The sequence below is a fragment of the uncultured Brachyspira sp. genome, assembly GCF_944390595.1.
Taxonomy (GTDB): Bacteria; Spirochaetota; Brachyspiria; order Brachyspirales; family Brachyspiraceae; genus Brachyspira.
Window position 1 is genome coordinate 1 of record NZ_CALXRN010000033.1, and the last position, 15773, is coordinate 15773.

Here is a 15773-nt window from a genome sequence, read left to right on the forward strand (position 1 = left end):
AATGCTTTAAGCTACAATGAACTTAATAATGATTTAGCTAATTATTCTGTACATGCCAGCGAAAAATCTTCTATTGGAATAAGTACTGATCCTAAATCAGGCAAAGCTACTAATATTAAAATAGATAATAATGATATTACTTCAAGAGATTTCAGAAGCACACTTTCTCCTAGATTAGTACCTTCATTGAATTTTACTATTAAAAAAGTTGATAATGGTATCATAATTACTGGTAAAGGAAGCGGACACGGTGTAGGTATGTGCCAATGGGGTGCTTATGGTATGGCTCAAGTTAAAAAAGATTATAAAGAGATTTTAAAATTCTATTATAATGGAGTTGATATTGTAGATTATAATAGAGTTAATAAAGAATTTGAACCAGATGTTTGGGGAAATTGATATATTCATTAGGTAGAATATAAAAGGCTTATATTGATATTCAATATAGGCCTTTTTTATTTATTAATTATTTTTTTATCATATTGTATAAAAACTTCATATCTTTAATTTTTTTAGAATATGGAGGATATTTTGTTTTTATTTCAAAACTATATCCTTTATTTAAAATAGTTGTCTTTTTTGAAAAGCATTCAAAACTATAATACCCATGATACTGTCCAATTCCGCTATTGCCAACACCTCCAAATGGAGCATTAGGATTCAATATATGGCTTATAGTATCATTGACAGAACATCCTCCATAACTTATCTTTTCTATAAAATAATAATTAAAATCAATGTTTTCAGAAAATATATACATAGCAAGAGGATTAGGACATATTTTTTCTATTATTTCTTTTGCTTCTTCTTTTGTTTTATAATAAAGTATTGGAAATATGCTTCCAAATATTTCATCTTTGATTATATTAGTTTCTAAATTTCTTGGTTCTATTAATGTTATTGAAATAGACAAGTTATTATCATCATATTCACCGCCGTAAATAATTTTTCCATCATTTAAATATGATTTTAATCTATTATAATGGTTTTGATTTATTATTCTATGAAGTTTTTTTTCATCATTAAATAATTTCATTTCTTTATCAAATGCATTTAAGAATTTATCTTTCAAATCTTCTCTAATAAGTATATAATCCGGAGATACGCATGTTTGTCCTGAGTTTATAAATTTTCCCCATATAATTCTTTTTACAGCCTTATTAAAGTTATTATCATCTACATCACCAATGATAACAGGAGATTTTCCTCCAAGCTCTAATGTTACCGAAGTAAGAAACTCTGATGCATTAGACATTATAATTTTTCCAACTCTAGGAGAACCTGTAAAAAATATTTTATCATATTCTATTTTTGTTATGCTTTCAGGAGGTATATTTTTATCTACAACAGAAATATATTCTTCATCAAATGTGTTTTTTATAGAATTGTATATTACATCATATACAGTAGGAGTCAGCTGAGAAGGTGCTATTACAGCAGTATTTCCTGCTCCTATTGCCCCTACAATAGGAAGAAAAGTTAATTGTATAGGATAATTCCAAGGAGATATTATTAATGATACACCGAACGGTTTATTTATTATATTCGTTTGAGAATCTATAGTAATCATATTTCTTTTTACTTTTTTATTATGCATCCATCTTTTTAGATTCTTTATAAATAAATTAATTTCTTCCATCACCATATACAATTCACTTGCTATGGCTTCAAATTCAGATTTTTGCATATCTTTATATAAAGCATTTATAAAGTCTTTTTCATATTTTATAAGCATAGATTTTAATTTCTTTAATTGCTCTATTCTAAAATTGTATGATAATGTTTTTGAAGTTTTAAAAAATTTCTTTTGTTTATCTCTTAATTCTATTAAATCCATTTTATATATTTCTCCATAATTTGTTTACTATTAATATACAAAAATATTCATAAATTACTATTATTTTTTATGATTAATATATTGAATTGATTTGCAAAAAATTATAAAAATAATAAAATAAAATCTATATATAAAAATTATATTCGGATTTTGTGTAAATGGGAAATAAAGTTACTAATATTTTTAATAAAAGATTCTTACTTTTCTTTTTTTCTTTTGCTATTATTGCTGCTGTGATTGCTTCTATGTTGACAGCTCAAGATATTTCATTAAAGAAAAAAATAACTTCAAAGAATAAAGTCAATTATGGTACGGCATTAGAATTACATAATAGAGAAAAGTATTTAGAAGCATATAAACAATTTACAAATATAATGAATAGTGATGAAGACTCAATTATAAAAGATTATATTATATATTATGGTGCTAAAAGTGCCTTAAATGCTAATATGTATGATGAAGCTATAGATTTATATACTTTATTAATGAAAGAATATGCAAATTCTCCATTATATCCTTATGCTGAACAGTATAAAGCATTGGCAGAGTTCTATAGAGATGATTATCCTATAAGTAATTTTTTTAATAGCAAGAAACAAAATTGGATTAAAGAATTTGTAGGTATAAGGGCTTTAAGAAATACAGATGATACTAATAAAGCTAAAATGGTAGCTTATGAACTTATAACTAAATTATCAAACAGTGAAGCCATTATTTATTATAATGATAATTATGAAGATGAAATATCATTATTTGATAATAATTTAAAATATAAAACGGCTTCAGTATTATATAATGCCGGATTTAAAAAATCTTCACTAAAACATTTTCAATATTTATACTCTAATAATTCTTATAAGGGAAATTCCACTTATTATATTGCTAGGATAAATGAATCAGAAGGAAATAGAGAAGAAGCTGCTAAATTCTATGATGAATATTTATCTAATCCAAAGAATAAAGCATACAGAAAAATGAGTCTTTATTATTCTGCCGGCAATTATGCTAAATTGACTAATAATACAAAGTCAATGGAATTGTATAATATATTTTTAAAAGAATATCCTAAAGATGATTATGTTCCAAGAATATATAATAATTTTGTTAATATGAGTTTGAATAAAGATAATTTAGTCCAGGCAAAAGTTTATTTAAGTAATGTTATGAATAAATTTCCAAATAGCTGGCAAACTGAATTAGCATTAAAATCATATTTAAGAAAAGCTTTTAAATTAAAAAATAAAACAGAAACATATTTTGCAACTAAAGCATTAGAGAAAAGATATAGAACATTCAGACATGATTTTCCATTATCTTGGAATATGTGGACTGCTGAAGAATTTGGAGATACTGAAAAAAGAGATGAATATTTAATGAAAATACTTCTTACAAGTAAAAATCATTATTTTGTTAATGGAGCTTTGAGTTTAGCAAATGATGAAATGATAAAAAATGTTGAAATCAGCAATACTTATTATTTTGATGAAGCCCAAAAATATTACACTGATTCAAACTATACTAAATCCATGCAGATGCTTGATAAGATTCAGTTCTTAAATTATATTTCTACTGGAAAAGAAGATGATTTTATGAAATCAGCTAGAGATATGGCTAAAAATATTCTTATGCAAAATGAATTTGTAAAAGAGCTATATTCAAATAAAAGCGATTATGATTTATTTAGTGAATTATCATTGCAAACTACTAATGAAGTTGATAGATCTATATTACTATATTGTTATGGGGATTATGATAATGCATATACAGAATATGATAAAATATTTAAGAAAGCTGATAAAATAACATATCCATTGTTTTATTTTGCTGAAAAGATTTTTAAAGATTCAGGCAATACTAAAAGGCTCATGCAAATATCTGTCAATATAGGAAAATATTTTGATTATCCATATAATAATAATGTAGATTTACTTCCAGATGAGTTTAGAAAGAGAGTTTATCCTAGATATTTTGATGAGTATGTTCTTCCAGAGGCAAAACATTATAAAATAGATCCATTATTTGTATATTCTATAATGCGTGAGGAAAGTACATTTGACCCAAAAGCTAAATCTTGGGTTGGAGCTATGGGACTTATGCAGTTAATGCCTGCTACAGCTAAAGAACAAAATAGAAATCCTAGATACAGATATGATCCTTTAGATTTAACTGATCCTAAACAAAATATTAATATAGGTATTGGACATTTAAGCTGGTTATTTAAAAATGAAAATGCAAGCAACTACATAATAGTAGCAGCAAGTTATAATGCTGGTTCAGGACGCGGAGCAAGATGGAAAAAAGAATACGGTACTAATAATATGTATCGTACAGGCAGATTTATAGATATAGAAGAAACTGAATATTATGTAGAGAAAGTTATTAATACTTATGAACATTACAGTAAATATTATAAAGATTAAAATACAATTATTTCTATAAATAATATCTAAAATGTAAATAAAATGTAAAATTTATTTGCAAAAAATAAAAAAAATAATAAAATAATAATTACTATATAAAAAATGTTTTGGAATGAGGATAAATGAAGAATAAAATTTTAAAAATATTTAATAAAAGAGTTTTATTATTTGCTTTAACTTTTGAAATTATAATCATAATAATGACTTCTATGTTGGGTGCTGAAGATATATCTTTAAAAGAAAATATTATATCAAAAAATCCAATTAACTATGGTACAGCATTAGAGCTTTACAATAGAGGAAAATATTTAGATGCTTATAATCAATTTAAAGATATCATAAACACAGAAGAAGATCTATTTATAAAAGATTATGTAATATATTACGGAGCAAAAAGTGCATTTCTTATCGATATGTATGATGAAGCTATAAGTTTATATGATTTGCTTATTAAAGAATATCCTCGTTCATCATTGTATACTTATGCTGAGCAGTATAAAGCACTTGCAGAATTTTATAGAGATGATTATCCTATAAGCGATTTTTTTAATGGAAATACTCAAAAATGGATTAAAGAGTTTGTTGGAGTAAGAGCTTTAAGAAACACTGATGATACAAATAAGAAGAAAATGATAGCTTATGAACTTCTTACTAAATTTTTAAATAGAGAAGCAGCTATTTATTATAATAATAATTATCCTAGTGAAATTATGCAGCTTGATAATAATATGAAATTTAATATAGCTGAGGAACTTTATAACGCAGGATATAGAAAGTCATCATTAAAATATTTTGAAAATTTGTATAATAATAATTCTCATAAGGCGAATTCTACATACTATATGGCAAGAATTAAGCAGCTTTCTGGAAATAGGGCAGAGGCTTCAAAATTATTTGATGAATATTTATCCAACAGAAATAATAAAACTCATAGAAGATTAGCTCTTTATTATTCAGCTAGTAATTACAATAGATTAAAAAATTCTTCTAAATCAATGCAGCTTTATAATACATTTTTGAAAGAATATCCTAGAGATGATTATGTTCCAAGAATATATAATAATTTTGTTAAAGTGAGTTTGAATAATAATAATTTACTTCAGGCAAAAACTTATTTAACTAATATTTTAAAAAGATTTCCAAAAAGCCGTCAGACAGAATTGGCATTAAAATCATATTTAAGAGCTGCATTCAAATTAGAAAATAAAACAGAGACTTATTTTGCTACTAAGGCTTTAGAAGATAAATATCAAACTTTCAGACATGATTTTGCATTGTCTTGGAATATGTGGACTGCTGAAGAATTTGGAGATACTGAAAGAAGAGATGAGTATATAATGAAAACTCTTCTTACAAGCAAAAGCCATTATTTTCTAAAAGGGGCATTGAGCCTAGCAAGTGATGAAATGGTTCATAATGTTGAGCTTAGTAATGATTATTATTTAAATGAAGCTAGGAAATACTACGACAATTCTAGTTTCGACAAAGCTATGAAAATGCTTAATAATATACAATTCTTAACTTATGCTGCAACTGGAAAAGAAGATGATGTTACAAAAGAAGCAAGAGCTACGGCTAAAAATATACTTATGAGAAATAAATTTGTTAAGGAAATGTATGCTGGAAAAACTGAAGGTGAATTATTCAATGAATTATCTCTTCAAACTAGAAGAGAAGTTAACAAAGCAATAGTTTTATATTATTATGGGGATTATGAGAATGCATATACAGAATTTGATAAAATATTTAAAAAGACTCCGGTAACTTATCCTTTATTCTATTTTGCTGAGAAAATATTTATAGATTCACAAAATACAAAAAGATTAATACAGGTATCATCTAAGATAGGCAATTATTTCGGATATCCTTATAATGATAATGTAGACTTGCTTCCGGATGAACTTAGAAAAAGAGTTTATCCTAGATATTTTGATAAATATGTTGTTCCTGAAACTAAATATTATAAAATAGAGCCGGCTTTTGTTTATGCTATAATGCGTGAGGAGAGTTTATTTGATCCTAAAGCTAGGTCTTGGGTTGGAGCTATGGGACTTATGCAGTTAATGCCTGCAACAGCTGCAGCAGAGAATAGAAAGGCAAGATATAGATATAAGCCTCTAAATTTAACAGACCCTAAACAGAATATTAATTTAGGTGTTTCACATTTAGGATGGTTATTCAGCAGTCAGAAAGCAAGTAATTATATATTAGTTGCTGCAAGCTATAATGCTGGTTCAGGACGAGGAAGAAGATGGAAAAAAGAGTATGGAACTAACAACATGTACCGCATAGGAAGATTCATTGATATTGAAGAGACAGAATATTATGTAGAGCGTGTTATAAAAAGTTATGAATATTACAGCAAATATTATAAAGATAAATAATAATTATAAGTTATTATATATTATCTAATATAAGAGTTAAATCTTTTTTCTCTATTATAATGCTTGCTTCTTTTTTGAGTATATCTTTAGCACAGAAGGCCGCTTTATTTTTGGCATATTGAAACATGCTTAAATCGTTGGCACCATCTCCGACAACAAGAGTATCGTCATAAGATATATTTAAAAGTTTTTGAAGAGTCAATAACATTTTTCCTTTGCTGTCAGAAAACATCATTTCACCTCCGACTTTTCCTGTTAAAATATCATCTTTTGCATGAAATATATTTGAGAACTCAGCATCCAAATTAAGTTTTTCAGCGAATGGAATAGTAGCATTCTTGAATCCTCCAGAAAAGCATACGCATTTATATCCTTTTTTATGAAGCTCTTCTATGGTTTCTTTTGCGCCATTCATTACAGGAAGAGAATTGCAAATTTCATTAACAGTTTTTAATTTTATTCCTTTAAGAAGCGATACCCTCATTTGCAAACTTTCAAAAAAATCTAATTCTCCTCTCATTCCCATTGCTGTAATATCTGAAATTTCTTTAGCAAAATTAGTTTCTTTTGCAATGATGTCAAGAGTTTCACCATCCATTAATGTAGAATCAAAATCAAAAACTGCTAATTTCATTTTTATTTATCCTATAATTATAAAGTATATTCTGCTGTGAGTCTTACATATTTAGGATCATGCACCCCGTCTATATTTGAAATCTTTGTTATAACATCATTTCCTATAACTCTATCAACGTTAATAGCCATTATAGACATATTGCTTCCTTTTATATTCTCTGATACGCTCATTGAACCAATATTTATAGAATCTGAAGAAAGAACTGTTGCAACTTTAGCTACCATAGCAGGCTGGTTTATATGAGGTACAACTAATATATGAGGCTGAGGCTTTATTATAACATCATAATCATTAAGCTTAACTATTCTTGCAATATTTTTTGCTATTAGAGATACTGATACACTTGTTGTATCTTTATCTGTTATCAATTTTACTTTAAGTATTCCTGTAAAAGTAGAAGGAGCTTCTGATTTTATAGTTTTTACTTCTATTCCTCTTTGCTTAGCTAGATAAGGAGCATTTACATAATTAACATCTTGGAACATATATGATAATGCACCTTTTAATATAGCAACTTCAAGAGGCTGAATATCCAAATTGATTAAATCTCCTTGTGCTGTTATTTCAAGAGATTTTATTTTACCATTAGCAAGCTGCATTATCATTTCTCCGGCATTTTCAGCTATTTTCATATAATCTTTAACCGGCTCTAATTTTTCAGGATTAAGAGAAGGTATATTAACAGCTGATTCTGTGTAGCCTCCTGACAATACTTGTTTTATTTGCTTTGCTACATCTATTGCAACATTGATCTGAGCTTCTTTTGTACTAGCACCAAGATGAGGAGTAAGTATCAAATTATCTTTTTTATATTCTATCAATGGACAAGTTTCTATTTTAGGTTCATTTACAAAAACATCTATAGCAGCAGCAGCTATTATTCCGTTTTCCAATGCATTTTTTAAATCTTCTTCATTAACAAGTCCTCCTCTTGAACAGTTGATAATTATTGCCGTATTTTTCATTTTGCATAAATTATCTTTATTTATTATATTATTTGTTTCAGGAGTTTTTGGTATATGAAGAGATAAATAATCCAATTTAGGCAAAAACTCATCTAAAGAAGTTTCATAAACAGCTCCGCTTTTTTGTACAATTTCTTCGGTTGCAAAAGGATCATAAACTATAACTTTCATTCCAATAGCCAAAGCAATATTTACAACTTTTCTTCCTATTCTTCCAAATCCCATAACTCCCAAAGTTTTACCTAAAAGTTCATTTCCGGTAAATTTATCTCTGTTCCATTTTGCTTCCTTAGTAGAAACAACAGCAGGTACAATATTTCTTGATACTGCAAGCATTAAAGCTATAGTATGTTCAGATGCAGCTATAGTATTTCCATCGGGAGAATTGACAACTATTACACCTTTTTCTGTAGCAGCTTCTACATCAATATTATCAACTCCGACACCTGCCCGTCCTACTATTTTTAAATTTTTACCAGCTTCTATAATATTTTTTGTAACTTTAGTCTGACTTCTTACCATTAAAGCATCATATTCACCTATAACTTTTATAAGTTCCTCTTCGCTCATTGTAGGAAGAAATACAGCATCAGCAACAGATGTTATTATATCTTTAACACATTCATTTATATTATCAGTTATTAAAACTTTCATTTTTTATCTCCTTATTATTGCTATGCTCGAAAAAGCCTATAAACTCCTCGATAATGAATTATCGAGGAGGCTTTTTCTCGCTTCTTTTGTTGTTATGTTTGCCTTCGCCTATAATTATTTGCCAAACGAGTTTGTCAGATGGCTTCGGCTCACTTTTATATTGTTATGTTCGCCCGCATTTAAATAAAGGTCCTAATTGGTTCGCCTATAATTAACAAATAAATAAATTTATTTGTACAGCTGCCGCTTTTTTATTTTTATTAATAAAAAAATAAAATATTCTAATATAATAGAAATATATTATATTAGAATATTCTAAAATATATATAATTGTTATTTATTTAATTCTTCTATTATTTTTTTTACTCCTATTCCTAATTCAAATTTATATCCCAACTTCAAAAGGCTAGCTTCCAAAGCTCCAACTGCCATTATTAAATCACGCCCGCAAACGAATCCAAGAGTTCCGATTCTAAATATTTTGTTTTCTAAAGCTCCTTGTCCATTTGCAACAATTATATCATAATCTTCTTTTAAAGTTTTCCTTATATCAGGAACCGTTATTCCATCTGGAGGAAGTATTGAAGTAATAGCATGACTTGCATTACTGTCATCTTCAACAAGTAATTTTAATCCAATGCTTCTAACAGCACTTCTCAATGCCATAGTTAGCTTTTTATGTCTTAAATTAACATTTTCAATACCTTCTTCTTTTATCATCTTTAAAGAAGTATTAAGAGATGTTATTAAATTAACAGCAGGAGTAAATGGGGTAGTGTCCTTAGCCAAAGATTTTTTATGTTCAGTCCAATTAAAATAAAAACTAGGATACTTGCATTTTTCATGCATTTTAAAAGCATTTTCACTAGCAGTTAAAAATGATAAACCAGGTGCAATCATAAATCCTTTTTGAGAACCTGATATTGCAACATCTATTCCCCATTCATCTGTTTTAAACTCCATAGCACATAAGCTTGTTATACCATCAACAACAGATACAGCACCATGTTTTTTTATAATGGAACATAATGTTTTTATATCATTAGCAGCGCCTGTTGAAGTTTCACTGTGTGTAAGAGTTACTATTTTTATTTCTTTATCTTTATTCAAAGCCTCTTCAAGCATTTCAGGACTTATAACCTTACCAGCTTCTACTTCTATCTTTGTAACGATAGCACCTCTGCTTGCAGCAATTTTAGCCCATCTTGAACCAAAATTTCCAATAGATAGGCATAATACTTTATCCCCTTCATTAATAAGATTTTCTAAAGCTGCACACATAGCCCCTGTTCCGCTTGCCGTAAATAAAAATACATCGTTTTTTGTTTGAAATACATATTTTAAATTTTCATAAACTTCTTTTAAGATATTTGAAAATTCTTTGCTTCTATGAGCCATAGGATGTTTGGCCATTTCTATCAATGCCGATTCCGGTACAGGTGTAGGTCCGGGTATCATCAAAAATGTTTTATCTTTCATCGTAAAATTCTCCTTAAATATTTTAAATACAGCATAACGGATTGTACTATTATATAATATTTATACATTTTTAACAATACTATATTTAGTAATATTAATATAAAACTATTTATTTATATACAAAAAGTTCGATTTTTTATATATAATCTATAAAATATTTTAATAAAAAAATTCCTTGACAATACATAATCTTTTATATATTATTTATTATCTAAAAAATTATGATAACAAAATCAGATATTAATCAAAGGAATTATAAAATAATGAAATCATTAAAGAAAGAGATCATATATCCTATTATATTTATATTGCTTTCTATATTATTTTTCTACAGCAATTTAACATTTTCATATCTTCAAATGGGAGATGTTATTCTTTGGGATATAAAGAATATTAAGGATGCAATATTCAGCGGTAGTTTATATTTTTGGAATAATGCGTATTTCACAATAGCAACATCATCAGCAGTTCCAATTCACCCTAAATCATTACTTATAGCATTACTTCCTAATGATATATATCCGCAAGTAAGTATAATATTTCATATATCAATAATGGGATACGGATTATTTTTATTCTTAAGAGAGAAAAAACTATCTATAAAAGCATCTATGTTTGGAGCTATTGCTTTGATGTTTTCTAATGCAATGATAACATTAATACTTCCTGGACACTTAGGTAAATTTGAAACTTACTGTTATTTCCCTTTTGTATTATATTTTCTTTCCAAAGCTATGAATAGTGAAAAATGGATTCATTTCTTTTTTACAGGAGCATTTTTAGGTATAGCTTTTTTAGGCGGTGCTTTAGATGTCGCTATGTATTTTGCTTTATTTTTGTCATGTTATTTCTTATATTTATTATATTCTAAAAAGAATGAACTTAAATTAATAGATTTTATAAAAAATGATTTTAAAAGAATAATACTTTTATGTTTGAAATTTGTATTGGTTGCTGTATTTTCATTTTTGATGTCAATACAGATAATAATGATCACAAGAAATACTCAAGATATGGGGGCGGCAGGAGTTGAGAATAAAGATCAATTATGGCAATGGGCTACAAGATGGTCATATCCTCCAGAAGAAATACTAGGATTTTTTATGCCTGGATTTTTCGGATACTATTCTGGAAGTGAAACGCATCCTTATTGGGGAAGAATAGCAAATATGGAAGGAGAGCCTAAAACTTCAAATTTCTCTTTAACTTCTGCCAATATCGGATATATAACTTTTATTTTTATAATATTCGCAGTATTTATAAGCAGAAAAAAATATAGTGAAAAATATTTTTGGATTGGTACAGCTTTATTCTTTTTAATAGCAAGTTTCGGAAGATATTTTCCTGTTATATATGGAGCTTTATTTCAGATACCAATATTTAGAGATGCTAGAAATCCAAACAAATTTATAGAAATTATACCTATTCCATTTGCAATTATATCTTCATTTGCTGCTGACTATATATTCAAAGGAATAGAGGCAAGAAAGAATGAAAAGTTACTAGAATATTTGGAAGATGAGTATAAATACGTATCTATTGCCCAAAAGATAATGTATATAATAGCTATAGCATCAGTTGTATTTGCTTTAATAACAATATTGGCAAACGGTGTTATATACAGCAGTTTCGTAGCAGATTGGAAAGAACAAAACGCTTCTTTAATAGCTAAAAATATTTCTATGTCATTTGTAAGATTAATGCTTATGTCTGCAACTACTTTACTTTTAATTACTAATGCTATTTCTCTAAAAGAAATAACTATAAGAGATAAATTTGCAGTAATAGTTCCATTTATAGGATTTATATTATTTTCAGTATATGATTCCGGAGATATAGGATTTCTTGTAATAGGATGTATAACAGCATTTCTTTATATTATAATTGCAAACAAAGAAAATTTATTTTATAAATGTCTGCCTTATATGTTTATGGCTGTATTATTTTTAGATTTAACTCAAAGCGGAAATATGTTTATAGTAAAATCTAATTATAATCAGATGTATAATTCCACTCCTATAGTTGATCATATATTAAAAGAAGGTGATAATGAAACAACAATGCCTATATTAATCCCGTATTTATATAGGTATACAACTCATACTATGCCTTATTATAATATACCATTGACAGAACCTCCTGCTGCAAGCAGATTATCTAAAGATATAACAGATACTTTTTCTGCTTTTAGAATAAACGATTATGTGGGATATCAGCCTAGACTTATGGATTTACTTGGAGTAAGATATATATTGAGTCCTACATATTTGGATCAATCTGTTCTTTCTAATGATGTTGTAAAGATTACTGAATATCAAGATCAATTTTCTGCTGCTGTATTATATGAACTTAAAGGTTATAGAAATAAGTACGAATTTGTTAATAATGCTTATAATGCCAAAGATTTTAACGATGGTTTAGGAAGACTCACAATGCCTAATTTTAATTTGGCTAATGAAGTTGTATTATTAAATAATTCTAATAATAATCTAACTCTAAATAATCCTGATTCAATGCATAGTGTAGAACTTGTTGAAGAAACTGATACTAAAATAGTATTCAATGTAAAAACTCCTGATTCCGGTGTACTTGTATCAAAAGAAAGATATAATAAAGATTGGTCTGTAACTGTTAATGGTGAAAAAAAAGAGCTATTAAATGCTAATATTTTATTTAGGGGAGTGTATGTAGAAGCTGGGGATAATAATGTAGTATTTGAATTTACTCCTAACACTAAATATTTATATAGTACTATTATATGCTGGATTATATTTATATTGATATCTCTTGTTAATTCAATATTTTACTTAAGAAAAAATACAAAATAATACTTTTAATAAAGATTATTATCAAAATCTCTAAATATATGAATATATTTAGAGATTTTTTATATTTATGGTTGTAAATAAGAAGTAAAATATTTGTAAAAAATATTGACAAAAAATATAAAATATGATATACTATAAATATAAGGAGAGAGGGAGGTTATTTATGAAAATACTAAAAATCATAATTATAATAACAATAATCTCCTGTAGTAATTTATTTGCCGATTGGATTGTACCTGCAGAATCATTGCCTGAGAAAGCAAGGCAGTTTATTGCACAAAATTTTTCTGATTCAGAAATTTGGTATATTGAAAATGATGATGGAAAATTTGAAGTGGAATTATCAAATGGTATAAAAATAGACTTTTTATACAATGGTGATTGGAACGAAATAGATGCTGAATATGTAGGAATACCATATAATGTGTTTCCGCCTAATGTAGCAAACACAATAAGAAATACTTATCCTCAGACTGTTATTATTAGTGCTGAAAAGAAATGGGGTACTTATGAAATAAAGCTGAATAATATGATGGAGCTTTATATATCAGCTGACGGACAATTAATAGGCCAGAAATTTGACGATTGATTTACTTTCCATCCCATATACAAATGCAGGATATTAAGAATTACCTTAATATCCTGTAATTTTTTGTAAAAAAGGACTTTATTAAACAAAATCCTTTTTATATAAATCATTATCTATCTGCCATACTTATAAACTCTTGAGGTTCTATAACATTTTTATAAGCAGGTCTTATAATTCTTCTATCATCAAAGTTAAGTTCTTCTATTCTATGTGCACACCATCCTACAATTCTTGACATTGCAAATAATGGAGTATAAATTTCTTTAGGTATTCCAAGCATATCATATATAAAGCCTGAATAAAGGTCTACATTGGCACAAACTCTTTTTTTATCACCTTTAACTTTGATAAAACATTCTATAGCTCTCTCTTCTATAAGCTCTAGAAATTCAAGTTCGCAGTCTTTTTTCTTTTCTTTGGCAAGATGACGTGCTAAATCTTTTAATATAACAGCTCTAGGATCTGATAATGTATAAACAGCATGTCCCATACCATAAATTAAACCGCTGTTATCATAAGCTTCTTTATTAAGCATTTTAATTAGATAATCATCTATTTCATTTATATCTTCCCAATCATCTATTGCCTCTTTCAAATGCGTAAACATATCCATTACCTTAGCATTGGCTCCTCCATGCAAATCTCCTTTAAGAGAACCAATACCAGCAGATATGCTTGAATATGTATCTGTTCTTGCTGAACTTGTTACACGTACTGTAAATGTAGAGTTGTTACCGCCGCCATGGTCTGCATGAAGTATTAAAAGCAAGTCAAGCATTCTAGCTTCTAACGGAGTGAATTCTTGTTTCAGCATATATAAAAAGTTTTCTGCTATAGAATATTTTGGTTTAGGCAATGTTATAGTTAAATATTTCTGTGATACGCTGTATTTGTACATATTATAAGCATAAGCAATAACTGCAGGAAATCTTGCTATTAATTGTATAGACTGAAGCATTAAGTTTTCTAATGATAAATCTTCCGGATTAGGATCATGAATATACATTTCAAGTACGCATCTTGATAATATATTCATGATATTCTGACCTTCTAAATCTATTATATTCATAATAGTTTTTTTATCTAAATACATATTATCTGATATAAGTTCTTTAAAAGAGTTAAGTCTTTCTTCATCAGGAAGTTTTCCGGAAAGAAGAAGATAACATACCTCTTCATAACCCAAACGCTTATTTGTTAATATATCATCTGCTATATCATTTATACTGTATCCTCTGTAATACAATTTTCCGTCTATAGGATGAACATTTCCCTCTGCATCTTTTTCATATCCTACAACATCTCCAACATTTGTAAGACCTACTAATACTCCGGTACCGTCTTCATTTCTTAAGCCTTTTTTTACATTATATTTTTGAAAAAGCTCACTATCTATCTTTATACGTTTGCTAGAATGATCGTACAGCTTATAAAGTAAATATTCTTTTCTCATCAATAAACTCCTTTAAAATTATTTTTTAGTTTATAAAATATAATGTTATTCAATTAATAATTATAATAGAGAAACTAATTTTTCTCCAAACTCTTTAGTTCCAAGAGATACGCCGTCATTCATAAAAGCAGCTAAGTCTTCAGTAGCATATCCGCTTTCAAAAGATCTTTCTAATGCATTGATTATTAAATTAGAAGCCTCATTCATATTTAAATATTCTAATGTCATAACAGAAGAAAGTATTAATGAACAAGGATTAGCTTTGTTTTTTCCAGCTATATCAGGTGCTGTTCCATGTGTAGCTTCAAAAATTGCATGTCCTGTTTTGTAGTTAATATTTCCTCCTGGTGCTATTCCAATTCCTCCAACCATAGCAGCTAATTGATCTGATATATAATCTCCGTTTAAATTCAATGTTGCTATTACAGAATAGTCTTCCGGTTTTAATAATGTATTTTGTAAAAAGGCATCAGCTATATTATCTTTTATTATTATTTTTCCGCTTTCTTTAGCTTCTTTTAATTTTG

Annotated in this window: 11 protein-coding genes; 5 read left to right on the plus strand and 6 right to left on the minus strand. The window is 27.5% G+C overall.

Features of this window, described 5'->3' with window-relative positions:
- Positions 1-399: SpoIID/LytB domain-containing protein (locus Q0J90_RS01900; protein ID WP_297276297.1), on the plus strand; the 399-nt coding region annotated here is incomplete at its 5' end.
- A gap of 67 nt (positions 400-466) precedes the next feature.
- On the opposite strand, the gene Q0J90_RS01905 is transcribed toward Q0J90_RS01900, so the two are convergent.
- Entirely contained in the window at positions 467-1837 is a 1371-nt protein-coding gene (locus tag Q0J90_RS01905; protein ID WP_297276298.1) for an aldehyde dehydrogenase family protein, read from the minus strand.
- Positions 1838-1995: 158 nt separating this feature from the next.
- Here Q0J90_RS01905 and Q0J90_RS01910 point away from each other — a divergent pair, with 158 nt between their 5' ends.
- On the plus strand, positions 1996-4257 hold the full coding sequence (locus Q0J90_RS01910; protein ID WP_297276299.1) for a lytic transglycosylase domain-containing protein: 2262 nt from the start codon (positions 1996-1998) through the stop codon (positions 4255-4257).
- A 122-nt stretch (positions 4258-4379) separates the two neighbouring features.
- A complete protein-coding gene (locus Q0J90_RS01915; protein ID WP_297276300.1) occupies positions 4380-6641 on the plus strand; it encodes a transglycosylase SLT domain-containing protein in 2262 nt (753 codons plus the stop codon).
- Between the two features lie 13 nt (positions 6642-6654).
- Here Q0J90_RS01915 and serB read toward each other — a convergent pair whose 3' ends face one another.
- The 3 genes from serB to Q0J90_RS01930 form a co-directional block, all read right to left on the minus strand.
- Positions 6655-7275, minus strand: a complete 621-nt coding sequence (gene serB / locus Q0J90_RS01920) for a phosphoserine phosphatase SerB (RefSeq protein ID WP_297276301.1) — start codon at positions 7273-7275, stop codon at positions 6655-6657.
- Between the two features lie 17 nt (positions 7276-7292).
- Positions 7293-8897, minus strand: coding sequence for a phosphoglycerate dehydrogenase (serA, locus tag Q0J90_RS01925; RefSeq protein WP_297276302.1), 1605 nt, complete (start codon positions 8895-8897; stop codon positions 7293-7295).
- Positions 8898-9230: 333 nt separating this feature from the next.
- Entirely contained in the window at positions 9231-10376 is a 1146-nt protein-coding gene (locus tag Q0J90_RS01930) for an alanine--glyoxylate aminotransferase family protein (protein WP_297276303.1), read from the minus strand.
- Positions 10377-10639: 263 nt separating this feature from the next.
- Here Q0J90_RS01930 and Q0J90_RS01935 point away from each other — a divergent pair, with 263 nt between their 5' ends.
- On the plus strand, positions 10640-13204 hold the full coding sequence (locus Q0J90_RS01935; RefSeq protein ID WP_297276304.1) for a YfhO family protein: 2565 nt from the start codon (positions 10640-10642) through the stop codon (positions 13202-13204).
- A 163-nt stretch (positions 13205-13367) separates the two neighbouring features.
- Entirely contained in the window at positions 13368-13793 is a 426-nt protein-coding gene (locus Q0J90_RS01940; RefSeq protein ID WP_297276305.1) for a PepSY-like domain-containing protein, read from the plus strand.
- Between the two features lie 109 nt (positions 13794-13902).
- Here the strand turns inward: Q0J90_RS01940 and Q0J90_RS01945 are convergent, their stop codons facing one another.
- Positions 13903-15246: a citrate/2-methylcitrate synthase gene (locus tag Q0J90_RS01945; RefSeq protein WP_297276306.1), complete on the minus strand. Its 1344-nt coding sequence runs from the start codon at positions 15244-15246 to the stop codon at positions 13903-13905.
- 60 nt (positions 15247-15306) lie between these two features.
- Positions 15307-15773 (minus strand): isocitrate/isopropylmalate family dehydrogenase (locus Q0J90_RS01950; protein WP_297276307.1); only part of this gene is annotated, 467 nt, incomplete at its 5' end.